At 52.5% G+C, this 26662-nt stretch carries 13 protein-coding genes and 2 pseudogenes; 4 read left to right on the plus strand and 11 right to left on the minus strand.

Going from position 1 to position 26662, the window contains the following annotated elements:
* Positions 1-530 precede the first annotated feature (530 nt).
* The 6 genes from DFQ01_RS18550 to DFQ01_RS18580 all read right to left on the minus strand — a co-directional run bounded on the left by DFQ01_RS18550 (position 531) and on the right by DFQ01_RS18580 (position 11061).
* The gene (locus DFQ01_RS18550) at positions 531-1004 is read right to left on the minus strand and encodes a cupin domain-containing protein (RefSeq protein WP_110045401.1); all 474 of its coding nucleotides are present in this window, start codon (positions 1002-1004) and stop codon (positions 531-533) included.
* Between the two features lie 123 nt (positions 1005-1127).
* Positions 1128-2375, minus strand: coding sequence for an ABC transporter substrate-binding protein (locus DFQ01_RS18555; protein WP_110045402.1), 1248 nt, complete (start codon positions 2373-2375; stop codon positions 1128-1130).
* On the minus strand, positions 2372-4960 hold the full coding sequence (locus DFQ01_RS18560; protein WP_110045403.1) for a putative bifunctional diguanylate cyclase/phosphodiesterase: 2589 nt from the start codon (positions 4958-4960) through the stop codon (positions 2372-2374). Before DFQ01_RS18560 ends, DFQ01_RS18555 begins: the two co-directional genes overlap by 4 nt.
* 260 nt (positions 4961-5220) lie before the next feature.
* Positions 5221-7314, minus strand: a complete 2094-nt coding sequence (gene nasC / locus DFQ01_RS18565; protein WP_110045487.1) for an assimilatory nitrate reductase catalytic subunit NasC — start codon at positions 7312-7314, stop codon at positions 5221-5223.
* A gap of 77 nt (positions 7315-7391) precedes the next feature.
* Positions 7392-9818 (minus strand): nitrite reductase large subunit NirB, encoded by a 2427-nt coding sequence (gene nirB, locus DFQ01_RS18570; RefSeq protein WP_110045404.1) that lies wholly within the window; start codon positions 9816-9818, stop codon positions 7392-7394.
* A 394-nt stretch (positions 9819-10212) separates the two neighbouring features.
* Positions 10213-11061 (minus strand): hypothetical protein, encoded by an 849-nt coding sequence (locus DFQ01_RS18580; protein WP_146216898.1) that lies wholly within the window; start codon positions 11059-11061, stop codon positions 10213-10215.
* Between the two features lie 342 nt (positions 11062-11403).
* On the opposite strand from DFQ01_RS18580, the gene DFQ01_RS18585 reads away from it, so the two are divergent.
* From DFQ01_RS18585 to DFQ01_RS32220, 4 genes and pseudogenes are all read left to right on the plus strand, one after another.
* Entirely contained in the window at positions 11404-12330 is a 927-nt protein-coding gene (locus DFQ01_RS18585) for a prohibitin family protein (RefSeq protein WP_110045407.1), read from the plus strand.
* Positions 12331-13321: 991 nt separating this feature from the next.
* Positions 13322-14866 carry an arabinan endo-1,5-alpha-L-arabinosidase AbnB gene (gene abnB, locus DFQ01_RS18595; RefSeq protein ID WP_110045409.1) on the plus strand — a complete coding sequence of 515 codons (1545 nt, stop codon included), beginning with the start codon at positions 13322-13324 and terminating at the stop codon, positions 14864-14866.
* 491 nt (positions 14867-15357) lie between these two features.
* Positions 15358-18220 (plus strand): annotated as a pseudogene (locus DFQ01_RS18600) (X2-like carbohydrate binding domain-containing protein); the annotation flags it as partial.
* 23 nt (positions 18221-18243) lie between these two features.
* Positions 18244-18966, plus strand: a pseudogene (locus DFQ01_RS32220) (X2-like carbohydrate binding domain-containing protein); the annotation flags it as partial.
* Between the two features lie 184 nt (positions 18967-19150).
* On the opposite strand, the gene DFQ01_RS18605 reads toward DFQ01_RS32220, so the two are convergent.
* The 5 genes from DFQ01_RS18605 to DFQ01_RS18625 form a co-directional block, all read right to left on the minus strand.
* Positions 19151-21043 carry a methyl-accepting chemotaxis protein gene (locus DFQ01_RS18605; RefSeq protein ID WP_110045410.1) on the minus strand — a complete coding sequence of 631 codons (1893 nt, stop codon included), beginning with the start codon at positions 21041-21043 and terminating at the stop codon, positions 19151-19153.
* Positions 21044-21735: 692 nt separating this feature from the next.
* The gene (locus DFQ01_RS18610) at positions 21736-22620 is read right to left on the minus strand and encodes a DMT family transporter (protein WP_110045411.1); all 885 of its coding nucleotides are present in this window, start codon (positions 22618-22620) and stop codon (positions 21736-21738) included.
* A gap of 196 nt (positions 22621-22816) precedes the next feature.
* Positions 22817-23710 (minus strand): carbohydrate ABC transporter permease, encoded by an 894-nt coding sequence (locus tag DFQ01_RS18615; protein ID WP_110045412.1) that lies wholly within the window; start codon positions 23708-23710, stop codon positions 22817-22819.
* A gap of 18 nt (positions 23711-23728) precedes the next feature.
* Positions 23729-24619, minus strand: a complete 891-nt coding sequence (locus DFQ01_RS18620; protein WP_110045413.1) for an ABC transporter permease — start codon at positions 24617-24619, stop codon at positions 23729-23731.
* 122 nt (positions 24620-24741) lie between these two features.
* On the minus strand, positions 24742-26502 hold the full coding sequence (locus DFQ01_RS18625) for an extracellular solute-binding protein (RefSeq protein ID WP_174812506.1): 1761 nt from the start codon (positions 26500-26502) through the stop codon (positions 24742-24744).
* Positions 26503-26662: the final 160 nt, after the last annotated feature.

Consider the following 26662-nt stretch of genomic DNA (forward strand, 5'->3'; position numbering starts at 1 on the left):
TGCAGTAGAACTTAAAGAGAAGTGCGCATCAACGCAACTTCTGTTCCTGCATACCCCGACTGTGTCATCAACAACTGTCAGCCCTAATTCCATCGCTTCATCCGACATCTTAATAGTTGAAATCCTGCGAATGGTTGAGCATTCGTGAGAGAAACCCTTAAATACGAGGGACGGTTGTGGTGGAGCTTATTAGTCTCGTAAGGTGTGCGTTTTGCGGCTAACGGTTGACTCGGAGCTTATTGAGCTATTTTCCGCGTGGAATCGGCGATCTGGCACCAATAGACTCTTCTGCAACCGTTAGAGTTTCGGAAGCGGCGATGATCGCGAAATAACAGCTGTGGCAACCTTTAAGCGAGGAGCAGGCACGAGGGATGAATGAACAACCGAACCTCGGGGCATAACAAAAAGGCAGCCAGCCAATGATGGCGACTGCCTGATTAGCAACACAGTGAAACACCCCTCACGCTTGGCATCAACGGACCTTTAGTCCATCCGATGCAATGCTGAGGGGTGTCTTACGTCAAAGACGTTTATTTCTTATCGACGAGCTTGAAGTCGTCGTAATGGAAGCCGGGTGCAACGACACAGGATACGAAGACTGGCTCGTCACCAAGCGGGCGTGCCTTTTGCCAGACGCGCGCTGGGACGAGTGCTTGTGGGTGCTGGCCCGCCGCTACGTCGCCGCCAACGATAATCTCCGTTTCTTCGCCAGGCTGGTCGCCGTCGCCGCCGAGTGTCAACATCAGCGGACTGCCCGAGTGCCACAGCCACAGCTCGTCGGAGAGAACTTTATGCCATGCCGATTGCTCGTCCGAATGCAGGACGAAATAGATCGATGAGGCTGCGAAACGTGGTCCGGAATAGTCGCCGCCAAGCGTTTCGTGCGGAATCGTGAAGGATGCTTTCCAAATCTCTTTGTACCAACCACCCTCAACATGCGGTTGAAGTCCAAGCTTCTCCACAAGCTCAGAGCGTTGCAGCGTTGCTGTATTCGTGTTTGCCATCTTAATGCTCCTATCCAATCTAGTCGTTTGTCGTCTATCTGTCTATACAATAGCTACTAGTGTAGTCGGATTGAATAGGATTGTAAATGGTGGAATGCTAGCAGCATGCCCACAATCCGCCCGTTATCGACGCGCGTTAAGTGGCGATAGCAGGTCGATTCGGTCTGCAAGCTGCGACATAATATTGGACTCGATGATCGATATAATCCGATCCGACGATATCTCTGTCGATATGCGCCAGCTAAGCTCTCGATCCCAAATGGCGCTAGCTGCAGCGTCGAGCGGCGTACGACGAACCTCATTCATTTTGTCATACCATTTCGAAATGTCTAATGTGTTCAAATAGCCTTGCTTTCGTTGCAGCTGGTACTGCGTGAACTTCCATGCTAAGTCTTTATTCCTAGCTTCCTTCGGAATGGCGCTCACCCAGCCTGTAATAATACCGTACTGATTCAGCGGCAGCCGCGTTTTCCGCCACAACTGATACGTATCCGGCGCCCAAGACTGCAGGAACGAATCGCCCCACTCCCCGTTCACGAACATGATGAGCTCGCCGTTACGGATCGCCTTCTGCCCTTCCTCATCCCAAATGGACGACCAGAGTGGCAGATCAAGCCTATTCGCTTCCTTGGCGATCGCAACCGCAGACACAAACTCGCTCGTATCGCGGGTGAATGAACCATCAATATTGAAGTAGCCGTTCGAGAGATCCAGCACCTGTAGTAAGTCCGTTGGCCGCTGCATAATGCGTTTACCTTCGCGCTTCAATCTCTTCGCCATCGCCAGCCAACGTTCTGGGCTTTCCATATAGTTACCCAACGCCTCAGGATCGTCCGGATAGCCGTACTCCTTCATCAGATCCGCTCGATAATAAGTAACTCCTGCATGCAAAATTTCCGGCATGAACACGATATGCTGTCGATCAAGCGCTCGAAAATAAGACATGTCCAAACCTGGGAAGTAGCTGCCGATTACAGACTTAGCGTCGTAAGGCGCCAAATCCAGCGGTTCAAAAACATCGTAATCGATGAGATCCCGAATGAGCGAGTAATCGAATTCGATTAAATCTGGCGGATTCGGACTATCGAGCGCCGATAAGATATCATTGATCGTACCATTACCTGACGGAACCCATTCAATTTCCACACCATATTTCTCTTCAAAATCACTTACTTGCTCCTGTTGATCCGAATCGCCAGACATGATGCGCAGCTTCGTCATACCTTCCGGTTTCTCCAATTTCATCATTTGCTGCATGTTCACCGTCTGCTCTTCAGCTTCCGGCTCGCTAGCGCAGCCAGTGAAGAGAAGCGCCAGTGCCGCGATAGCCGGCCATAATCGGAGGCATCCTCGACGTACTGTTCGATTCATTGCGCTTCCCTCCTTTCGTCTTCGCGCTTCTGCTCGAACCAACTTACAATCTGGGCCGCTGGTACCGCTTTACCGTAATAGAAGCCCTGCTGCAGCCAACAGCCGAATTGCCCCAGCGCTTCGGACTCCTCAACCGTCTCGACGCCTTCGGCGACAACATGCCAGTTGCGCGATCTTGACAGCAGCATCATCGTTTCAATGATCGATCGCTTGCCAGAATCCTCGTGAAGTCCTTTCACGAAGCTCCGGTCAATTTTGAACCCGTCAATCGGCATTCGGTTCAGCAATCCTAACGAAGAGTAACCTGTGCCGAAATCATCGATCCACACTTTCACGCCATGCTGCTTCAAGCGTAGCAATTCCGTAATGACGCGCTCAGGATATTTGGCGAACACTTCTTCTGTAATTTCAACCTCGAACAACTCAGCCGGTGTGCCGGTCTCTTCAAGCAGCCGCTCCAGATAACCAACGATGCCATGCATCTGAATTTGCGTCGGCGACAAGTTGATCGCTACCGGTGCAGGCCGCTCACCTTGATCCAGCCACTCTTTGATCTGGCGGCAGGCTTCACGCGCTACCCATTCGCCAATCGGCTTTAGCAGCCCGCAGCTCTCCGCGATCGGAATGAATTGTGCCGGTGATACGAACCCGAACTCCGGATGCTGCCAACGAAGCAGCGCCTCAATGGATACAAGTTTCTCCTGCTCCTTGTTATAAATCGGCATATAATGCAGCTGCAGCTGATTGCGGTCCAGCGCCTTATGCAGCTCAAACTCCAGCCGCATCTGCTGAGTTAGGTCGTTATCCGGCTTTTCGTAGAAACGATATCCGTTGCCGCCCGCCGCCTTCGCTTCATACATGGCAAAGTCAGCATTTTTGACGATCGTCTCGATGTCATCACCGCTAATCGTGGAGGAGCTAATCCCCATGCTAGCCGTTACGAACAGCTCTTCCTCGTTAATCATAAACGGCCGCTTCAGCTTCCTAATCAATTCTTCCGCCATCATACGAACCTCGTTACGCTGCTGATTGGACACAATGACGAATTCATCTCCACCTAGACGGGCGATAAAGGCGCGGTCACCAACCGTACGCAGCAGTTGGAACGACACCTGCTGAAGCAGCAAGTCGCCAACCGCATGGCCAAGCGTGTCGTTAATATACTTGAATCGATCAAGGTCGATGAAGATGACATGAATCTCATCGTCAGGTCCCATCTCATCCATAGCCTTCTCCAGATGCTCATTGAAGTTTCGGCGGTTCGGCAGCCCTGTCAACATATCCTGATACGCCTGTTCACGAGATTCCATGAACATGTGGCCGAGCTTTTCCGTCACGATTCGGAAGTTGCCAACCAGCGAGTTAATCTCCTCCAGTCGTGACTGCGGCCAACTTGTCGCAATGCCTTCTTTTACTTTATCTGGAATGCCGTTTGTCACATCAGCCAGCCTGCGGACACCTGTAATGATGAAGCGTTGAATCATAAACGCAAACAACCCGATGATGGCCGCTACATATAGACAGCTCATCATCTGAGCGTTATAAACCGAGTACACCTGCTCGCGATACGTATCAAGCGGCACTCGAACATACAGCTCGAACATTCCTAAAGGCACAGGATAGATGAAGGACATATTTTTCCAACTTGATCCTATTGAAATTAGCTCATGCGTGTCAGGACTCCACATTCTTCTCTCGGCAAAATATCTCTGCCAATTGTCCAGCTTCAGCCATTCGAAATCATAGCTTGTACCCCCCATTGTGTGGAGAAGCGTCCGTCCACCCTGTCCCACCAATACAGCCTCATAGGGATCGGAAGCCAGTGCGTTGTCGATCATCCGCCTTACCGTCGCGAGCTCCATATAACCGTTCAGGCGAATGCCTCTCTGCTCCTGTGGCGACATCGTCTTCATACCCTCCACTAGCGCATGAGAGGCTTGATCCGCTGAATTATTAATTTCCTTGATAATGGTGTGCTCGTAGCTGTTGCTCCCGCTCATGAGGAACAGAATGGATGAACCAATCATCGCTGCCGTCATCAGATGGATGAGCGCCCGCGAAATACGCAGCGGAGGATTAACAGAAATGCCGCTCATCTTGAAGAAACCGGCTGGCGTATAATAGACGAACAGCTCCGCAAGCAGCACGTTAAATAGTCCGCATGCGGTCACAATGTACGTGTAGAACAACATCTCCTGGTTGATCGAATCTGAGTTACTGCTCAGCAGCACGTACATCGGTATGCCAATTAACGCCCAATAGACAGCCCCTGCTCCGATCAGTCCAAGCTTTGGCCATCGCACACTGAGCACAATAATAATGATCGCCTCTGCCAAGTGGCTCCACAGTAGAAAGTCCAACTGCTGCGTGCCGATTAACGCCCCATATACGAGCAATAGCAGCACGAGGCCCGCCCGCCAGCCAAACCAAGCGACGGCGAGAAAGAGGAACCCCGCTGTAAATGAACCGCTAATGCCGAAGAGCGGAGAGATCGGAACAGAGTAGCACGCATAGGATAAAAGTCCTAGTAAAATGTAAACAAGTCCGTTTTTTCGAAAAAGGTATCCGCGTATCCGATTAGTCATGCTGTTCTCCTTCTAAATCGACATTTGTAAAGGAATTCATCCCATTATTGCGGTCGAATGTCGTTCCTTCGATGCTTATTGGAACGCGTTTACATAATCTTTAAGTCCTACCCTATTACATCGGCTGTAAGCGTTCTAGATTTCAGTAGCAATTCCAGAAGAACAGGAAAGATTTTCGTTTCCTTTACATAACCCTCGTTGCACTACAGCCAACAAACAAAGAAGCAGCAGCCCCAGACTTCCAGGACCGCTGCTTCTATTTACATCTCGTATGATGGATTGGCTATAAAAGGCCTGATGCTCACTGCACATACTTTGAATCCCGGCATTCGGCATGTCGGATCAAGCGCTTGATTCGTCAGCACGTTCACATTCTGACTGTCGCCCCAATGCATCGGCACGAATACCGTATCCTCTCGAATCGTTCTCGTAATTCGGCAGCGTACAACAATCTCGCCGCGGCGTGATGTGAGCACCGCCAATTTGCCTTCTGCTAGTCCGTACTGCTTCGCCGTCTTCGGGTGCATCTCAACGAATGACTCAAAATCGCGTGAAGCCAGCGTATGGCTTCGCCGTGTCTGAACCCCAGTTAGATAATGGCTGAGCACGCGGCCTGTTGTCAGGTAGATCGGGTATGCCTCATCGGTCAGCTCTGCTGGAAAATGGTTATCGACCGCGATCAGCTCCGCACGTCCATCCGCATGGGCGAAAGAAGTCTCGAACATCCGTCCCACGCCTTCTCCTTCTGTGTCAGGACAAGGCCAGTACACGCCCTCCTCGCGGCGAATTCGGTCATACGTAATGCCATAATAGTCCGCAGTGCCGCCCCTGCTCGCCAATCGAAGCTCCTCGAATATTTGCTCCGCATGCTCATAACGGAAGTAGGTTCCCCGTCCGAGTCCCTCCGCTAGGTCGCATAGAATTCGCCAATCATGCTTCGCCTCGCCCGGTGCAGGCCGATGCGCTTCCCTCAGCAGTACGCGGCCCTCAAGATTCGTCAGCGTACCTTCGTTCTCCAGATAAGCTGTCACGGGCAAAATCAAATCCGCAGAGCGCGCCGTCTCCGACATGAACATATCGGCTACAACGAGTAAATCAAGACGCTCCATCGCCGCTTGTACCAAGCTTGCGTTCGGATTCGAGACAACCGGATTGGAGCCCATGACTAGCAGCGCCCTTATCTCGCCTTCGTACGCCTTCTCCATCATTTCGTAGGCGGATACACCTTTGCCTGGCAGCTCGTTCGGATCGACACCCCATACATCCGCAACGTAAGCACGATGCTCTGGATTTTCGATTGAGCGGTAGCCTGGCAGTTGGTCAGCCTTCTGTCCATGCTCGCGTCCACCCTGTCCGTTGCCCTGTCCTGTAATCGCGCCATAGCCACAACCAGCCTTGCCGATTTTGCCTGTTAACAGCACAAGGTTGAGCAGATTGCGCACCGCCATATAGCCGTCCGTCTGCTGCTCCACGCCGCGAGCAGTGAACACCATGCCCGTTGAAGCCTTACCGAACGTCAATGCCGCTCTACGGATCGAGTCCGCAGGGACCCCCGTCATGACCGCGATCTCTTCTACCGATTGCTCCATCAGATGGGCGCGCAGCGTATCATACCCTCGCGTACGCTCTCGAACGAACGCCTCGTCTACCAACCCTTCATCCAGCAGCGAGCGCAGCATGCCGTTCGCGAGTGCAGCATCCATGCCAGGACGTACTTTCAGATGGAGATCGGCAAGCTTCGACGTTCCCGTCTCCCGCGGGTCGATAACGATGATGAACGTCCCATTCTCCTTCGCCCTCGTAAAATACGGCATCAACGTCGGCTGGCATTCCGCGACGTTCGTGCCAGCCAGGACGATGCATTTCGCCAGTGCGATATCCGACAGCGGATTCGTCAGCCCACGATCAAGTCCAAGCGCCTTGCTGCCGGCTGACGCCGCTGCGGACATACAGAACCGACCGTTATAATCGATATACTTCGATCGAAGCGCAACACGTGCGAATTTGCCGAGAAGATAAGCCGTCTCGTTCGTCAGCGAGCCGCCGCCGTATAGACCGATCGCGTCAACGCCTGACTCCTGCGCGATCTGCTTAAAGCGGCTAACGATTAACGCCATTGCATCTTCCCACGAGATGCGTTCGAACTGACCATCCCGCTTCACCAGCGGGTATAGAATTCGATCCTCGCTGACCGCATGCTGATAGGCATTCATCCCCTTCACACATAGACGGCCTTCCGATGCGCGATTCGGCTTCGCTTCAACCGAATACTGCACTTCCCCTGCTGCCGAATCACCTGACTCAGTCAGTCTCATCTTGCACTGCACGCTGCAGAACGGACATTGCGTCTCCATGACGAGCGCTGTTGCCACTCCGCCACCACCATCTGCTGCAGCATGTTCATACAGATATGGAATCGTTGGAATTAACCTCAAGAGCATTCACCTCGCAGCGCCATTGGCTGTTCAGCCTCGTATTGGGAGCGCAGCAGCAGCGTTCTGCGGCTGCGCGGATCAAGCACTCGTTCGCGTATAGCGACTGCACCGCTTCGTTCCAGCCACTGCCAGACGGGCTCGCCGTACAGCGCCTCCTCTGCATAAAGCTGGAGCACGGCAGCAGCAGCATCAACTACCGCTCGCTCATCCGGCTCTGTTAAGAGCAGCTTCGCTTCCTTCACCTCGATGCCTGCGCTGCCGCCCGCATACAGCTCCCAGCCGCCCGGCACCCCGACGATGCCAATATCTCGAACGAGTGAGCCCGCTCGATGGAGCGGACTTGCCGATACAGCTGCGCTTACCGTTGTCGGCAGCTGCAGCCGTTCCAACCGCCGCTCCAACATCGCGCCTGTAGCAATAGAGTCGCGTACAGCGCCTCGCTCGTAGCTAATACCGCCACAAGTCACGACAGAAGCAACGGGGCGACCATATGCATAAGCTGCGACCGGACTGCCAAGTGACTGCGCAACGCCAACCGCTTCCGCCTCGGACAAGCCAAGCAGCTCCAGCCGCCCATCACCGTTCAGCTTCGCGAGCGGCACATGATAACGCTCGATCGCGTCAGCAATTCGCCGCAGCTGCTCCGCTGTTGTAACACCGCCATACAGTCGGGGCTGAACAGCAAAGGTGCCATTCGCTAGCAGGGCATAGCTGCCTTTCCCAGTTGCCGCGCTCGCTGTCATCTCTACTTCTGTCTCGGCCGCCGCAGTTAGCGCGGCTGACGACACCGGCGTACGATCGCTTGCACTCAGTCGACCAAGCGAGCCAATATAATATCGAATGGCCGGGCGGCACACCTTGCATCCATCAGCTGTCTGCCAACCGAGAGTCGCCATCGCTTCTCGAGTAGTCGATGTGCGGCTTGCAGCTATCGCATCCTTTAACTGCTCACGGCTGAGCGTGGTGCATCCGCATAATGGCGTCACCTTCACTGCCTCGTCTTCGCTGCTCTCCAACACACATTGCAGCAGAGCGGAGACTAGCGGCTTACAGCCGCCGCATGAGCTCGCTGCACGCGTACATTCGCGCACCTGCTCGAATGTTTCGAGCGCTTGTTCACGGATAGCCGTTGTAATCGTTCCTTTGCTAACACCATTGCAGGAGCAGATCGTTTCACTATCCGACAGCTCGCTTACATACTCGGTCGTGCCGCCACCTGCTCCACCGCCAGAAGCCGACGCTTCCTGCTCCAGAACTGAAACATCCGCCCCTTGCTTCACATAGCTGAGCAGCTTGTTGCTGTCACTGCTATCGCCGAATAATACGGCGCCTACAATCCGATTGTCGCGAATACCGATTTTGCGGTACGTTCGGCGAATGCCGTCATACTGCAGCTGCATCGTCGACAGCTGCGAATCATCGATGTCGCCGACCGAGAACACATCAACACCAGAAACCTTCAACTGCGAATAGAGTACCGAACCGTGGTAGCCTTCCGTCTCTTGCTCGCAGATCGCCTGCGCCAGCACTTTACCTTGCTCATATAAAGGAGCGACCAGGCCATAGACCATCCCGCGATGCTCCGCACATTCGCCAACCGCATAAACATTCGGAACACTCGTCTCCATCCGATCGTTGACGACGATTGCGCGGCTCACTTCAATGCCGCTCTCCGCAGCAAGCCGTACATTCGGTTTAATGCCTACTGCAATAACGACAAGATCAACCGCAAGCCGCGTGCCGTCTGTAAACTGGAGCGCTTCGACTCGCTTGCGGCCGATAATCCGCTCTGTATTGCGTTCAAGCCAAATTTTCATCCCCTGCTGCTCCAGCTCCTGCTTGAGCATATTCGCGGAATGAGGATCTAGCTGACGATTCATCAAATAACGACTGTTATGGATGACATGAACGTCCTCCATCCCAAGATTAAGCAGTCCCCGCGCCGCCTCAAGACCTAGCAGACCACCGCCAATGACTGCAGCGCGTTTATGGTTGGCTGCCGTCTCTACCATCAGCTCGCAGTCTTTCATATTGCGAAAAGCTGTCACACCCGGCTTGTCGTTGCCCGGCAGCGGCAGCATGAATGGCAGCGATCCTGTCGCGATAATCAATTTGTCATAAGCAATAACCCGCTTACGGTCCGTCGTCACCGTTCGACCCTTGGTGTCGATAGCAATTACCGCCTCGCCCGTATAGAGCGTAATGCCGCGTTCCTCATACCAAACGTACTCATTAATCGTAATAGCCGACATCGGCGTATCGCCCTGCAGCACTTTGGACAGCATGATTCGGTTATAGTTCGGATGCGGCTCCGCGCCGATGATCGTAATATCGAATGCATCAGGACGCAGCTTCAATATTTCCTCGATACAGCGAACGCCCGCCATTCCGTTCCCGATGAGAACTAGCTTCTGCCTCGTCATCGTTTCCCCTCCAGGTCTCGACTCCAAATCCATCCCATTTGATCTCTATATTTTATGTAAAGATAGTTGACATATTGTTAAATTCCCACTCGCACGCAACATCATTCAGATATATATGTTAGGTTATATGACATTAATCTCAATGTACTCCACTGCAGGAGAATAATCAATAGCGAATTGGCATGATATCGAAGCCGGTTTTGAACCTTCAGAAAGGTCGACTTCATTTTATTATGTTAGAATACGTAACACAAAACTTGATTTTGCTTTACATCCGTTCCTATGTGATAGAGAAACGTCGAGCCAATCCGATTATTTCCTCGGAAATAGACAAAATAACGCAAAAACAGCCCCCGCCGTCGGTTGCCGGCAGAGACTGCTTCATGGAACGCATTTACTTTATATTTTGAACCAGCTTATCCCCCGACTCGAAGACGAATGAAGTGACCTTGTCGCTGGAAGGTATATAGGCGTTGAACGTGTTCGTACCGCTGTCGTATACGACACCACCCTTCGCTTGCAGCAGCTCCATCAAACTAACAGCTTCAAGCTTGTCGTCCTGGAATCGAACGAGTATAGAATTGACCGGCATGCTGCTATCCGAATAGACGAGCTCATTCTGGCCATCATGATTCCAATCCCCTATTTGTGTAGGGAAGTTAAAATAGATGTTTTGTACCGGAACCCCATCCTTCATTCGGATGTAACGATCGACCGCACAGTTCGCACCACAAAAACCCGACAACCGCATATAGCTCGCTCCGAACAATTCGACCTTGTCGATTGCTGCTTCTTCCGCGTAGACGTCGCCCCCTATCGTACCGAAATCATAGAGGTCGCTGCCTGCCGCTAATCCGATAAATACTTCTGTCGGATCATCGCTACTTGGCCTTGTATAAATCCAATAGGTCTGTCCGTCGATGTTGATCGTCCGCACACGATCGTCCGTTGCAACGGACGACGCTTTTACCTTCTGGATCGGCTGTAACGCATCCGTTACTGGTTTGAAGTTGAGCTTATATTGTTGTTGAAAAATCGATTCTGCCGTCGGCGTTTCAATGAATTTCACAGTCTCGCTGGTCGTTACCGCTGCTTCTTTCGGCGGATGCAGCTCATTATTCCGTATCCCGTCTGCGATCGTCGGTTCCTCCCGCTGCTCAGCAATAAAGTTAATCGCAACGATTACAACAGCTGCTAATGAGACAGCTGCCGCCACCCACTTCAACCAATCCGCTCTCCTCAACTTGTGCTCCCCCGTCCAATAATCATGTATCTAATAAGACTCGTTTGGCTCCATGAAAGTTGCATCTTGGAGGCGCCATTTCCGTGCAAATGTATGCAAATATCCCGCATAGTTCCCGATTCGCCACATACGATTACACGAAGTGAGTAGGCACAGAGCCTGGTGGGTGCCGGCAGCCCTACGTAGACATGAGTGCTGCTTAGCAGCTGTGCTGACCGCTGCTCATCTGCGATCCATTGGGCGACGGTAATTTCGAATTCTGCTCTGAAAATGCAACCGAGTGATGGTTATAGGCGTATTTCCTAATAAAACCAACATTTTACATGGGAGGTAAGCTTAACAATGAGTACTGTGACGGATTTCAACCCGAACGCACCTCGCCGCGGTCCGCAGGTAGGTCGTATTATTAGCTGGAGCGTCGGCGCCCTGCTCGTACTAATAATTGGTTTCAACAGCTACACCACCGTCGAATATGGTCATGTTGGTCTGTACAAAACGTTCGGGAAATTAAACGACAGTGCGTTGGAGCCCGGCATTCATTTAAAAATTCCTTTCTTCCAATCGGTCATTGAAGTGAACACGCAGGTCACGAAGGCCGAAACGGATTCGACTGCTTCCTCGAAGGATTTGCAGCCGGTATCGACGCATGTAGCGGTGAACTACTCCGTCAATAAAGCGTCCGCGTTTAACCTAATGAATAATGTCGGTGCAAACTATGACGGCATCATTATTAATCCGGCCGTTCAAGAAATCGTGAAGGAAGTGACGGCTCGTTACCCCGCGGAGGATCTGATCGCTAAGCGGGATATCGTAGCAGGTGAGATCAGCGACCTGCTGACGAAGCGGCTGGCGAAATACGATCTTCTTGTGAAAGAGATTAATATTGTGAATTTCAAATTCAGCGACGCCTTCAACCAATCCATCGAGGCGAAGCAGGTTGCTCAGCAGCAGGCGTTGAAAGCCGAGAATGACCTGAAGCGTGTGCAGATTGAAGCGAAGCAGCTCGTCGCGCAGGCCGAAGCCGAAGCGCAATCGCTGAAGCTGAAGAAGCAGGAAGTCACGCCGGAGCTCGTGCAGCTGAAGCAGATTGAGGTACAGGAGAAGGCGCTCGACAAATGGGACGGCCGCCTGCCAAGCGTCACCGGCGGCGCCACACCGTTCATCGATTTCTCATCCGTGCTCAATTCGAACGCAAGCTCGGGTTCAAGCCAGACGCCAGCCGTGCAGCAGTCGACGGAAGCAGATACGACGGCGCAAGCGCAGCCGTAATAGTTGTGAAGGAACGCCTATGGCTTAATGTCATAGGCGTTTTTTTGCGTGGCTGAGTGGCGACCGGTTAGAGTTGATTTTTCGCCCCTATCCGTCCCTCCCACACTCACATGACCGATTAGAGGTGATTTTCCGCCCCTAACTTTCTCTCCCACACTCACGCGACCGATTAGAGGTGATTTTCCGCCCCTAACTTTCCCACTCACACTCACACGACCAGTTAGAGGCAATTTTTCGCCCCTAACTTTCCCACTCACACTCACATGACCGGTTAGAGGCGGTTTTCCGCCCCTAACTTTCCCACTCACACTCACATGACCGGTTAGAGGCAATTTTTCGCCCCTAACTTTCCCACTCACACTCACATGACCAGTTAGAGGCAATTTTTCGCCCCTAACTTTCCCTCCCACACTCACGCGACCGATTAGAGGTGATTTTCCGCCCCTAACTTTCCCACTCACACTCACACGACCGATTAGAGGCAATTTTTCGCCCCTAACTGTCCCTCCCACACTCACATGACCGATTAGAGGTGATTTTCCGCCCCTATCCGCCCCTCCCATACTCACGCGACCGGTTAGAGGTGATTTTCCGCCCCTAACTTTCCCACTCACACTCACACGACCGGTTAGAGGCAATTTTTCGCCCCTAACTTTCCCACTCACACTCACATGACCGGTTAGAGGTGATTTTCCGCCCCTATCCCCCCCTCCCATACTCACGCGACCGGTTAGAGGCAATTTTTCGCCCCTAACTGTCCCTCCCACACTCATACGACCGATTAGAGGTGATTTTTCGCCCCTAACCGTCCCTCCCACACTCATACTACTAATTAGAGGCGGTTTCTTGCCCCTATCTGCTCCGCATACACCCCTAACACGTCCACTCCTAAAATTAACATTTGTATATTTATAAATAGGTTTATAATATTGTTAATTCGTGTCGAACAGTGTACACTAGGCTTAGACACATAAGGGAGGTTGCTCGCCATATGAAGAAATCGATCAAACTTGCTGCCGCTGCCGTTCTTACGGTTGCAATGTTAAGCGCTTGCAGTGACGGCAACGGTAAAGAAACGAACAGCAGCACGAACTCGCAAACAGAGACCCCAGCAGACAGCGCGAACGAAACGTCGAGCCAGACGAGTGACGCGCCTGCTGTAGAAGCACCTGTTTTTGAAAACGTATCCGTACACGACCCTTCGGTCATTAAAGTAGATGACACGTACTACGTATTCGGCTCCCACCTTGCTGCGGCGAAGACGACGGACCTGATGAAATGGACGCTTATCGACTCTGGCGTACAAGATGGCAACGTCCTCATCCCGAACGTAACGGAAGAACTGAAGGAAACGCTCGATTGGGCAGAATCCGACACACTATGGGCACCAGACGTTATCCAGCTTGCCGACGGTAAATTCTATATGTATTACAACGCATGCAAAGGCGACTCCCCTCGCTCGGCGCTTGGCGTTGCTGTTGCAGATAAAATCGAAGGTCCTTACAAAAATCTCGGCATCATTCTTAAATCCGGTCAATGGGGCGAAGAAAGCCCAGACGGAACAATATACGACGCAACCACTCATCCGAACGTAGTTGACCCTGACGTATTCTTCGATAAAGACGGCAAGCTATGGATGGTATACGGTTCCTATTCCGGCGGGATCTTCATCATGCAGATGGACGAGAAAACAGGCATGCCGCTGCCAGACCAAGGCTATGGCAAGAAGCTGCTTGGCGGCAACCACGCCCGAATCGAAGGTCCGTACATGCTGTACAGCCCGCAAACGGACTACTACTATCTGTTCCTGTCCTACGGTGGACTTACCGCCGACGGTGGATATAACATTCGTGTTGCTCGTTCCAAGAATCCAGACGGTCCATTCGTTGATTCCGAAGGTCAAGATATGATCGATGCAATGGGTACACCTGGCACAACGTTCGATGACCCTGCTTATGAGCCATACGGCGTGAAGCTGATGGGCAACTACAGATTCAACTCGGTAGATGGCGAGCCAACTGGAAACCCTTATGCGATTGACTACGGCTATGTTTCACCAGGCCATAACTCGGCTTACTATGACGAGAAGACAGGCCAATACTATCTCATCTTCCATACCCGCTTCCCGGGACGCGGCGAGGCGCATGAGGTTCGTGTCCATCAGATGTTCATGAATGCGGATGGCTGGCCAGTTGTTGCTCCACACCGCTATGGCGGTGAGACGATCGGCAAGTATTCAACATCCGATATCGTCGGCGACTACAAATACGTGAACCACGGCCACGGCATTACGGCTGACATCGTGGACTCGTCCGTAGTTACGCTGTCCGAAGACGGCAAAGTAAGCGGCGCAGCGACAGGTACTTGGAAGCTGGACGGCGACCATAATGCAGTGATCTCGATTGATGGCGTCGACTACAAAGGCGTATTCCTCCGCGAATACGATGAGAGTATGGAAACGCAAGTTATGACGTTTAGCGCATTATCAGACAATGGCGTCTCGATCTGGGGCAGCCACGTCGCAATCGAGAAGTAACCTTTTCGCCCCATTCGTCTGACTGAATGTTCCTATAACTATGTCTCGTGGTTTGCACCTCGCAACATCACGAGATTTTCGCCCTACTTATCGAAATGATACGAAAGACAAACAGGCCGGTCCCCACCGGCTTGTTTGCTATATATCTGCAGCCCCTATGTTCAGCAGAACACAACCAACTACCCCCTCCCAACTAACTATCTCCGATCGAATGATCACGATTTAACTCGAAAGATAGCCGAATGTTCATTTACTCACGCGCGTCCAAAAATCTCCCAATCGACTTATAGAAATTTTTACCTAATATGCTAAGATGAAACCGCATACATCTGATGTGACCGATAACGCAGGAGGTGATCGTTTCGGCGTTGGCACAAGCCGAGGAGCATGCAAACGGGGTTGCCCAGCCTTCATAAATTCCGGCAGCCAATTCTCGAAAACGTTTTCATCAATAGTAGGAAAACAACCATTATTCGATCGGAGGTTTTATTGTGATTCGTAAAAGGCTTACCCGATGGTGCAGCCTGCTGTTGTCAACCGTGCTCATTAGCACCTCCCTCTCCATCGTCGCGCCAGTCGCGAATGCAGCGGCAAGCGTGCCGTACACATGGAAGAACGTTGTAACAGGCGCAGGCGGCGGCTTCGTACCGGGCATTATTTTCAACCAAACGGAGAAAGACTTGATCTATGCGAGAACGGATATCGGCGGCTTGTACCGCTGGAACGCATCCGACAGCAGCTGGACTCCGCTGCTCGATAACGTCGGCTGGACCGACTGGGGCAAGCTGGGCGTTGATGCGCTCGCGACGGACGCGGTGGATCCGAACCGTGTCTATATCGCAACCGGTATGTACACGAACGGCTGGGACCCTAACCATGGTTACATTATGCGCTCTACTGACAAAGGTAACACGTGGCAGAGTACGCAGCTTCCGTTCTATGTCGGCGGCAACATGCCTGGCCGTTCGATGGGCGAACGTCTTGCGATTGACCCGAACAAGAACAGCATTCTCTACTTCGGCGCACGCAGCGGCAACGGTTTGTGGAAGAGTACGGACTACGGCGTAACGTGGAACCAAGTGACGAGCTTCACGAACGTCGGAACATATGTGCAGGATCCTACCTACGCGTACACGGCTGATATCCAAGGTCTCGCTTGGATCACGTTCGACAAGTCGACGGGTACGTCGGGTAACGCAACGCAAACGATCTACGTCGGTGTCGCGGACAAAGGCAACAGCATTTATCGTTCAACAGACGGCGGTGCGACATGGTCAGCCGTTCCAGGCCAGCCAACTGGCTTCGTACCTCACCACGGTGAGATTTCGAACGGCAACCTTTACGTTACGTACAACAACAGCAGCGGCCCTTATGACGGAGTATCAGGCGACGTCTATCGTTACAACATCGCAACTGGCGTATGGACCAACATCAGTCCAATTCCAAGCACGAGCACAGACCTGTACTTCGGCTACGGCGGTCTGGCTGTTGACCGTAATAACCCAGATACGATTATGGTTACGACGCTCAACTCGTGGTGGCCGGATGCGAACATTTACCGCTCCACAGATGCAGGTGCAACATGGACGAGCATCTGGTCGTGGAACGGCTATCCGAACCGCAACCTGCTGTACACGCAAGATATTACGGCAGCGCCATGGCTGGATTTCGGCTCCAACCCATCGCCACCAGAGCCTGCATTGAAGCTCGGCTGGATGATCGGCGACATTGAAATCGACCCCTTCAACTCGAACCGCATGATGTACGGCACGGGCGCAACGATTTATGGCACGAACAACCTGCTCAGCTGGGGTACGAGCACGAAGGTTAACATTTCGGTTATGGCCAAAGGAATCGAGGAAGAAGCTGTCAACGATCTGATCAGCCCGCCATCTGGCGCGAACCTGCTCAGCGCAATGCCTGACGTATCCGGCTTCCGCCATGACGATCTGACGGTCTCCCCTACCAAAATGTTTGTCGGACCAAATAAAACGAACAGCATCGACTTCGCCGAACTGAATCCAACCTTCATGGCTCGCGTTGGTGCAGTAGATGACGCAAGCACAGCTTCGATCGCCTTCTCGTATGATGGCGGCAGCAACTGGTACAACCCGAACCGCCCGTCCGGCACGAAGGGCGGCGGCGACATCGCAGTATCGGCTGACGGCAGTACGCTCGTCTGGAGTACATCGGACCAAGGCGTCTACTACTCGGTTGGCGGCAACTCCTGGACAGCGATTTCGAACCTCCCGCAAGGCGCGAAGGTCACATCTGACCGCGCGAACAAAAACAAGTTCTACGCATTCGGCAACGGCACAGTGTACGTCTCGACGAACGGCGGCGCTTCGTTCACGGCGTCTGCAGCAACGGGACTGCCAACGACCGGCGATCTGAAGACGGTATTCGGCAAAGAAGGCGAAGTGTGGATCGCTGGCGGCAGCGACACGACCGTATACGGTCTGTGGCATTCGTCCGACAGTGGTGCAACCTTCACGAAGCTGTCCAACGTGCAAGAGGCCGACGTTGTAGGCTTCGGCAAAGCAGCAACGGGGCAAACCTACCCAGCTATCTACACGTCTGCTAAGATCGATGGCGTACGCGGCTTCTTCCGTTCCGACGATGCTGGCGCATCGTGGGTTCGCATCAACGATGACGCGCACCAATACGGCGTTACGAACAGCGTTATTACAGGCGACCCTCGCATCTATGGCCGCGTCTACATCGGCACGAACGGCCGCGGTGTCATTTATGGCGATCCGAACGGCTCGTCGACTGTCAACAACTCGTCGATTACACCGACATCCGCAACCTTTGATAAGAACACAGCGAACCAAGCAAACATTGCAGTGTCGATGACGCTGAATGGCAACACGCTGTCCAACATTAAGAACGGCTCCGCTACGCTCGTGTCCGGTACAGATTATACGGTGTCGGGCTCGTCTGTTACGATCAACAAATCGTACCTCGCAGCACAAGCAGTCGGTACGACGAACCTGACGTTCAACTTCAGCGCTGGATCAGCTGTAACGCTTGCCGTTACGGTTGTCGATACGACATCGACCGTTACGAACTCGACGATTACGCCAACAACGGCATCGTTCGATAAAAACACAGCGAACCAAGCGAATATTGCAGTAACGATGACGCTGAACGGCAATACGCTGTCCAGCATTAAGAACGGCTCCACTACGCTCGTATCTGGAACGGACTACACGGTTTCGGGCTCGTCGGTTACGATCAACAAATCGTACCTGGCGGCACAAGCAGTCGGCACGACGACGCTGACGTTCAACTTCAGCGCTGGGTCAGCTGCAACGCTCGCTGTTACGGTTGTCGATACGACGTCGACGGTGTCGAACTCGACGATCACGCCAACGACGGCATCGTTCGATAAAAACACAGCGAACCAAGCGAATATTGCAGTGACGATGACGCTGAACGGCAATACGCTGTCCAGCATTAAGAACGGCTCCACTACGCTCGTGTCCGGAACGGACTACACGATGTCGGGCTCGTCGGTTACGATCAACAAATCGTACCTGGCAGCACAAGCAGTCGGCACGACGACGCTGACGTTCAACTTCAGCGCTGGATCAGCTGCTTCCTTGACGGTGACGGTTGTTGATACAACCTCCACAACGACGACGGGCGCATTAAAGGTCCAGATGTATAACGGCACCACATCCGCCTCCAGCAACACGATCAGTCCACGTATTAAGCTGGTGAACACGGGAACGACGGCGATCAACCTCGCCAACGTCAAGCTCCGCTACTACTACACGGCAGACGCGACGACCTCGCAGGCTTTCTGGTGCGACTGGGCAACCATCGGAAGCAGCAATGTAACCGGATCGTTCGTTACGATGTCATCGCCAAAAACTGGCGCCGACACCTATTTCGAAATCGGCTTCTCCAGCTCTGCAGGTACGCTGGCAGCTGGCGCATCAACCGAGATTCAAATACGCATCTCGCGCACCGATTGGAGCAACTATACACAGACCGGCGACTACTCCTTCAACACAAGCAGCACGAGCTATGTGGACTGGAACAAAGTAACGGGTTACCTGTCCGGTACGCTGCAATGGGGTATTGAGCCGTAATACATTTAGGATGCATGAAGAAAGAGACCATCCGGCGCGGATGGTCTCTTTTGTCGCTCAGGCAGGAGTGCTGTTCGGGTATTTGGCAAACCGTACTTGTTTATCAAACCAAGCAGGCAGCCCTTGTTCCCTTTCCTACATCCTCGAAGGGCGTCACTTCGAACGGGTGATACCATTCAGATTGCTATATCTTAAATCTATTAACCGCTTCAGAAAGACCATCCGCCATGCCGGACAGCATCGTGGAGCCAGCGGAGACCTCCTCCATCGACGCCATCGTTTGCTGAACAACCGAAGCAACCATCTGCGTGCTTTCGGATGCTCGATTTGCGATCCCCGCAATTTCCTGCATGGACGCAACCATCGCTTCCGAGTCGGCGTTAACCGAATGAGCTTCCTCTACTGCGCTTTCCGCTTCCTCGCTGACAGCTTCGACCGACTGTACGATGTCGGAGAACGACTTGCCTGCTTCGTCCACCAGATTCATACCGACCGTAAGCGAATGGACGCCCTCGTTCATCGACAGCGTGACCTGCTTCGTGCTGTTAACAATTTCCGTGATGAGCGCGGTAATTTTCGTCGTCGCCTCTTCCGACTGGCCGGCCAGCTTGCGAACCTCATTCGCTACCACCGAGAAGCCCTTGCCCTGCTCGCCAGCGCGGGCCGCTTCGATCGCCGCATTCAAAGCCAACAGGTTCGTCTGTGCGGCAATATCTTTAATCAGTGACGTAATTTCGCTGATTTCCTCTGATTTTCGCGCCAGCTGGTTAACCGATTCCGACGATTGGACGACTTTATCGTGAACACCGCGCATTTGGCTGACGGTAGAGTTAATCACGACGTTGCCTTTCAGCGCCTTGTCCTGCGCTTGCGCAATCAGATTCGCGACATTGCCGAAACTTTCGCTAATGCTAGCAATTTTGGATGATACGCCCAACGCCGTCTCCGTCGTATTCGACACGCGCTCGAGCTGCTGCTCTGCGCCTTCCGCCAGCTCGGTCGCGCGGGTCGAAATTTGCTCGGTCGCCGCGCTCGTCTGCTCTGCGCTTGCCGACAACTGCTCGGAGGTCGAAGCGACATGCAGCGCGTTATCAACAATTGTCGCCATCAGCTCGCGAAGAGACTGGCTCATCTGATTAAAATCAGCAGCGAGCTCGCCAATTTCATCCTTGTTTTTGACAACCAAAGGAGCAACCTTCAAATCGCCGCTTGCCACCTGCTTAACTTGACGGACGATTCTAGACAACGGCACCGTAATCGACCGGGTAATGAAGTAAGCTGAAAGCAAAGCAACGACGATACCGGCGATCAGGAGCGTGAAGTTCATAATCGTGCTAGAGCTAACTCGTTCTGACGTATCGTCGATAAGAGTCGTAGCCGACTTTTTATTCGAGTCTCTTAATTGTTCGATTCCTTCCAATGCCGCCGCATAGAGATCGCCCGTTCTTTGCTGCTGCATTTCCTCCGTTAACTCCATATCCTTAAGACCATTATTAACCAGTACATTGTCTCGGTAGAGCACCCACGCAGCGTAAAATTTGTTAAAATATTCGGTTTCCTTACCAGGATTCAGATGCTTGGCCTTATAATCCAACGCACTCTTGTCAATTTTTCCAGCATTCTCGAGCAGGGCTTTACCGATATCTTGGCCTCCGGGACCGGCACCGGCACCTGTTCCTCCTCCTGCAGGGGGACCGTCTGCAGGTGCTGCTCCATCTTGAGGAGCAGGGCCTCCAGCAGGCGCTGTGCCACCATCCGCAGGTATTGCCGGCTGCCCCTCAGGCGCAGCATCATTCGAAGGTATTGCCTGTTGGCCCGATTGCTCCTTGCCGCCTTCTTCCTGCATAGGCATCATCTTCGACATAACGCTCATGACGCTGTTGCGATCCATCAAGTTAATGGTGCTCTCCATATCACCCAGTAATAAGACAGCCGGCAAATCGTCCGCTCCCATCTCCTTTACGGTATCGCCGAGCGAACGGATTGTTACGATCCCGCCAACCGCTGCAACAGAACATAAAATAATAACGCCCAAAGCCATACTAATTAGTTTACTGATCAAGTTCATTCTAAACATGCGTTAGTTCCCCCTAAGCTGCAATTCTCGATGTTAGAGCCATCCATACACCAATCAAACAACCGGCTGCTACGATTCCATATGGATGACTATCCACATATATCGACACTAATCCGTCGAGTTATTAGTGACTTTCAGATAAATTTGTCAGGTATTTTGGGTTCCGGCTCGGTAGGAAGGTCCGCCTCTCTTGAATGATTTAATAATTGCAAGGAGATTCCTACCTCATTTAATTGGCTTGCCGATTAGATTGAGCTAATTGGATATTGATAGCATGACAAAAACAGGCTGCTGATTTCTCAGCAGCCTGTTCAGCTAACGGGCAGTAAAATTCCAATATATGGTACGATAAAAGAGGCTGAAGTTTTTAATGAGAGAACCAAGTGAGTTGAGGCGATACAAAATAAGCACAGCAAAAAAGCGGGTGGTTCAGTCAGTGATTGCTGTTATTGTAGTGATATGGTTAGTTTCATTCTTAACACCGCAGCTTGCAATTCGACGATATGCTCTGCTTCATTTTCAACCTGGTTTTATTTGGCTCGTTTCGAGTGTTGCTTCCGGGCCCTAGTATCCTATTTACTGTGAACAAACCGAAAACGTTAGAACAGCGGTAGTTTAGGACTTTATTGTTCAGTCCAAACTTACCGCTGTTTCTTTATTCAAGCCAGTCTAACACGTTTTTCGTCGAACAATTAAACCTGTCTCGATCTTACGTTCACAAGCAGAATGCTGCCAACGATAAGGATCATGCCTGCGACCAAGTTGATGGTCAAATGCTCGTTAAGGAACAAGATGCTGCAGATGATGGAGACGACCGGAATGAGGAACGTGAACGAGCCTACCTTCGATGCCTCGCCTGAACCAATCAGCTTGAAATACACGAGCCAGCCGAGCGCGATGACGAATACAGAGATGAACAACGTATCGTATACAAAAGCGGACGTCCAGCGTACCTCTGACCAGCTCTCGACGCTTGAGCCGTACGCCGTCATGACGATGCCGCCAATGATGATCTGCATAGCCGTCATCCACAGCGAGTCGACCTTGGCTGCCTGCCGTTTGATATAAACGGTGCCAAGCGCCCAGCTAAGCGCGGATGCCAACGCGAGCAAGATGCCGATGACAGAGATGCCTCCCTCCAATCCGCCGATGCTCATGGCGGCAACGCCGCCAAAGCCGAGCAGCAGACCGACCATTTTCCGCGGGTACATCCGCTCTCCAAGCCATATCCACGCGAACAGTCCAAGCAGTACCGGCTGCAAGAATACGATCGCTGAGAATAACCCTGCCGGCATGTATTGCAAGCCAACGGTCTGGAAGCCGTAATAAAATACAATGCTTAAGAAAGCGGACAGCACATAATAGAGCCACGTTTCCCGAAGCCGGAGCTGCCTCCAGCGCGGCAGTGCAATCATAATAAGCAGCGCTCCACCGATTAAAGTACGCAGGCCGGCAAATAAAATCGGCGGCGTGAATTCTAGCGCATATTTGGACAAAGGCCAATTAATCCCCCACATTAGAATGAGGAAAACCAAGTAAAATAACGTTTGTTTGCGCGACAATGATGCATCAGACATTACAAGTCTCTCCTTGTGAGAAGGTTCAACCGAATGATACACCATTTTGAACCATCATGAAAATGAATGTTAGGTATCAGTGTCATGCATTAGAGTTATGACTCAGACTCTTTATGATCTGTCCTAAATAAAGCAAGCCCCGCTCCGCGCGTAGGCGCGAATCGGGGCTTTGTTTCCGAGAGGACCCACCTCTCTCCTACTCCTTCACCGATCCCAGCGTAATGCCGTGGATGAAGAAGCGTTGGAGGAACGGGTAGATGACGAGGATTGGAATCATCGAGACGATGATTTTCGCTGCGCCGAACGTGCGGTTGGAGACAGCCATCGCCTCGGCAAGCTGCTCTGGCGTCATGGCGGTCATCGCCTGTGCACTCAGCTGGGCGACGAGCGTCTGGATATACGTTTGCAGCGGGTAATGGTCCTGCTTGTTCATGAGGATGAGACCATCGAAAAATGAGTTCCAGTGGAACACGATGCTGAACAGCGTTACGGTTGCGATCGCCGGCAGCGACAGCGGCACGTATAAGCGGATCATCGTGTACCAGGGTCCCGCTCCGTCGATCTCCGCTGCTTCGGACAGCTCCTTCGGCAGGTTGCGGAAGAAGTTCATGAGCAGGATAACGTTGAACGTCTGTACCGCATGCGGCAGTACGAGCGCCCAGATGGAATCGAGCAGACCGTACGATTTGACCGTCATGAACCATGGAACGATACCGCCGCTGAACATCATCGTGAAGACGAGGAACCACATGTAGACGTTGCGCAGCGGGAACTGCTTCGCGTCCTTCGACAGCGCGTATGCCATCATAATCGTAATGACGAAGTTCAGCAATCCACCGAGCAGGACCCGCTTGATTGAGATGAAGAAGGCCGTGAAGAACAACGAATCATCCAATACCTTCGAATAGCTGGCAAGCGTCGGCTTAATCGGCGTCAGCAGCACCCTGCCTGCGTCGGCGGCCGACTTATCACTGAACGACACAGCTACCGTATGCAGCAGCGGAATGAGACACGCCAGCGTAATGACGACGAGCACCACGAGGATCGATTGGTCGATGATCCGATTCTGAATATTATTTCTTCCTACCATGGAGGTCACCTCATCGCCTTAGAAAATCCGATAGTTCGCGAACCGCGAAGCCAGTACGTACGACACCGTCACGAGGACGAAGCTGACGACGGACTTCAGCAGTCCAACCGCGGTAGCCAAGCTGTACTGCAGATCATTCAAGCCGACGCGATACACGTACGTGTCGATAATGTCGGACGATTGATACACCAAGGGGTTGTACATATTGAAGATCTGGTCAAAGTTCGCATTCATCACGTTGCCAAGCGCCAGCGTCGCCAGCAGAATGACCGTCGTCTTCACGCCCGGAATCGTAACGTGGATGAGCTGACGGAACCGGGAAGCGCCATCAATCTCCGCAGCCTCGTACAGCACAGGATTGATGCCAGTGAGAGCTGCCAGATAGACGATTGCGCCGAAGCCGAATTCCTTCCAGACGTCCGTACTGATGATGATCGCCGGGAACCATTTGTTGCTCTGATAGAACAGAATCGGGTCGACGCCGAACAAGCCGAACAATTTATTCATGATGCCATCCAGCGAGAAGACATCGAAGAAGACCGTAGCGAGCAGCACCCATGACAGGAAGTGCGGCAAATAGACGATCGTCTGAATCCATCTCCGCATGAACCGTACCCTCACCTCGTTGAGCAGAAGCGCGAACACGAGCGGCACGATCAGGTTGGCAATGATTTTCATGACCGCGAGAAATATCGTATTGAAGAAAATCGTCCGGCTGTCCGGCAGCTCGAACATGTACTTGAAGTTCTCGAACCCGACCCAATCCGAACCGGTAATGCCGCGCCGCGGCCGAAAATCTTGAAATGCCATAAGCGAGTAGAACATCGGAACGAGGCTGAATAGAATCAGGAACACGATGCCCGGCCATACCATCAGGTGATAATGAAACGAACGTTTTCTCCACAACATCGGTTCTCACCGCTTTACTGTTTAATGGTCATTCACTTGCCGTACTTGTCAAAATTGAGAATCCAACGGGGACCCGGCGAACGCCGAAGCCCCCAAGCGAATCTCCCAAACGAAACTAGCTACTAGTTACCGGATACAATATCGGAAACTTCCTTCGTAATCTGGTCGCCGCCAAGCTTCTTCCAGTCGCTGACGAACGAATCGAATGCATCGACCGGCAGGTCGCCTACGATAATCTTCAAGAACGTCTCATTCTCCAGCTTCTGCAGCGACGTCCACTTCGTCTCCATCGTCTTCGTCGTGCCGTAGAACAGGCTGTAGACTTTCTCCATGTCCGTGTTAGCGAGAATGCCGCCGCCGAGCTCATACGCTTTGGCCGGCTTCCACGCGTCCATGTTTTTCTTCGGATTCTCCTTCTCGATGACCGAGTAGTCGTATACTTGCTTCGTGTCTGGATCAAACGTTGCTGGATCGAGCTCGCCCTTAAGCGCGGCCTGCACATCCTTGTAACGCTTCACAACTGCGTCGGAGTAGTCGAGCAGCAGGTCAAACGGGTAGTAGTTGCGGTTCTGTACCGTGTTTGCCGTTGCATAGTCGTCGAGCTTCTTCATCTCATCCTTGTTCGGATCTTGACGGCGCTCGATGCGCGTGAATGCGTTCAGCAGCTTCACTGCCGCTTCTGGGTTCTTGTAGCCTTTGCGTACTACGAGGTAACGGTCCGTTACCGGCGCCATGTGCGTGACGAACTTGCCATCTTTGTCGAGCGGAGCCGCATACGCCTTCCACTCGGCCTTCGTATCGTTCGCCACTGCGTCAGCAAGCGGCCAATATGGCATCCACCAAGGGCCGAAGAACATGCCTGTTTTGTTCGCGACGATCGGCTCCTGCGTTTCTTTATAGAGCGCGAACTGCGGATCGATCAAGCCGCCTTTATACATCTCCGCCAGCTTCGCGAGTGCATCCTTGTTCTCTGGCGTAATTGAACCATAGACGACGTTTCCGTCCTTGTCCTTGATCCAGTTCTTAGGGAAGGCATGATACGAGCTAAAAATCGAGTCGAAGCCGTTCGGGTTCGGCTTTTGTCCATATACAACCTGCTTATCGCCCGTCAGACCAAGCGTGTCCTTCTTGCCATTACCATCTGGGTCCTGCTCGATGAATGCCTTCGCCACTGCCGCAAGCTCGTCAACCGTCTTCGGCGCCTGCAGGTTCAGCTTGTCGAGCCAGTCTTGGCGAATCCAGAGCAGCGAAGGTGCATCCGCCTCGATCGCAACGTTCGGCAAGCCATACAATCTGCCATCCACCGTTGCATCTGCGAGTGCAAGTCCTTGCGTCGAGTCATACATCGCTCTTACAAGCTCAGAGCCGTACTTCGCATAAACATCGGTCAAATCCTCGATCATGTCGTTGTCGATCAGCTTGCGCAGCTGGTTGCGGTCGACGACCATCGCATCCGGCAGGTCATTACTGGCGATTGCGAGGTTCACCTTTTGCTTGAAGGCGTCATCGCCCTTTGCTTCCCAAGCATGCGTTACTTTAATATTCGAAATGCTCTCTAAATAGCGCGATACAGGGTTGTTATCGTTGGTGTCGCCTGCGCCCAGCTTGTCATCCGGAATTTTGAAGCCGACGCTGATCGATACAGGCTCGCTGTATTTCTCATAAGCAAGCGTGTCGCCTTTCGCATCCGATGATGTTGTCGTCGTGCCCTTGTCTCCAGCGTCCGATGACGTTGTCGTCTTACCGCTGTCGCCAGCATCCGATGACGTCGAGCTCTTGCCACTGTCTCCAGCGTCGCTGTCGCCGCCGCTGCCACAAGCACTAAGCAATACGGCCAAAGCGATAGGCGCTGCCATCCATTTGGACGATCTGTAGTTTGCCATCACCATATATCCCCCTTGCGTTTCATCGTTAATGTTTACGCTTTCATTGTAGCGAACAAACAGGAGCGAGCGAGATTGAAAGCTGCCTTCCGTTCACGTTCGCCTGTTTGAGGTTTGTGAACCAAATTCCTACCGCACAGAACCATATTCCCACTAGGGG

Source organism: Paenibacillus cellulosilyticus (genome assembly GCF_003182255.1).
GTDB classification, from domain to species: Bacteria; Bacillota; Bacilli; order Paenibacillales; family Paenibacillaceae; genus Paenibacillus_T; species Paenibacillus_T cellulosilyticus.

Excerpts from the sequence above, each read along its gene's own strand:
- DFQ01_RS18555 (WP_110045402.1), bottom strand. The coding sequence starts at position 2,375 with ATGAATCGAACAGTACGTCGAGGATGCCTCCGATTATGGCCGGCTATC.
- abnB (WP_110045409.1), top strand. The coding sequence starts at position 13,322 with ATGAAGAAATCGATCAAACTTGCTGCCGCTGCCGTTCTTACGGTTGCA.
- DFQ01_RS18550 (WP_110045401.1), bottom strand. The coding sequence starts at position 1,004 with ATGGCAAACACGAATACAGCAACGCTGCAACGCTCTGAGCTTGTGGAG.
- DFQ01_RS18610 (WP_110045411.1), bottom strand. The coding sequence starts at position 22,620 with ATGTCTGATGCATCATTGTCGCGCAAACAAACGTTATTTTACTTGGTT.
- DFQ01_RS18615 (WP_110045412.1), bottom strand. The coding sequence starts at position 23,710 with ATGGTAGGAAGAAATAATATTCAGAATCGGATCATCGACCAATCGATC.
- DFQ01_RS18620 (WP_110045413.1), bottom strand. The coding sequence starts at position 24,619 with ATGTTGTGGAGAAAACGTTCGTTTCATTATCACCTGATGGTATGGCCG.
- DFQ01_RS18585 (WP_110045407.1), top strand. The coding sequence starts at position 11,404 with ATGAGTACTGTGACGGATTTCAACCCGAACGCACCTCGCCGCGGTCCG.
- DFQ01_RS18560 (WP_110045403.1), bottom strand. The coding sequence starts at position 4,960 with ATGACTAATCGGATACGCGGATACCTTTTTCGAAAAAACGGACTTGTT.
- nasC (WP_110045487.1), bottom strand. The coding sequence starts at position 7,314 with ATGGAGACGCAATGTCCGTTCTGCAGCGTGCAGTGCAAGATGAGACTG.
- nirB (WP_110045404.1), bottom strand. The coding sequence starts at position 9,818 with ATGACGAGGCAGAAGCTAGTTCTCATCGGGAACGGAATGGCGGGCGTT.
- DFQ01_RS18605 (WP_110045410.1), bottom strand. The coding sequence starts at position 21,043 with ATGTTTAGAATGAACTTGATCAGTAAACTAATTAGTATGGCTTTGGGC.
- DFQ01_RS18625 (WP_174812506.1), bottom strand. The coding sequence starts at position 26,502 with ATGGCAAACTACAGATCGTCCAAATGGATGGCAGCGCCTATCGCTTTG.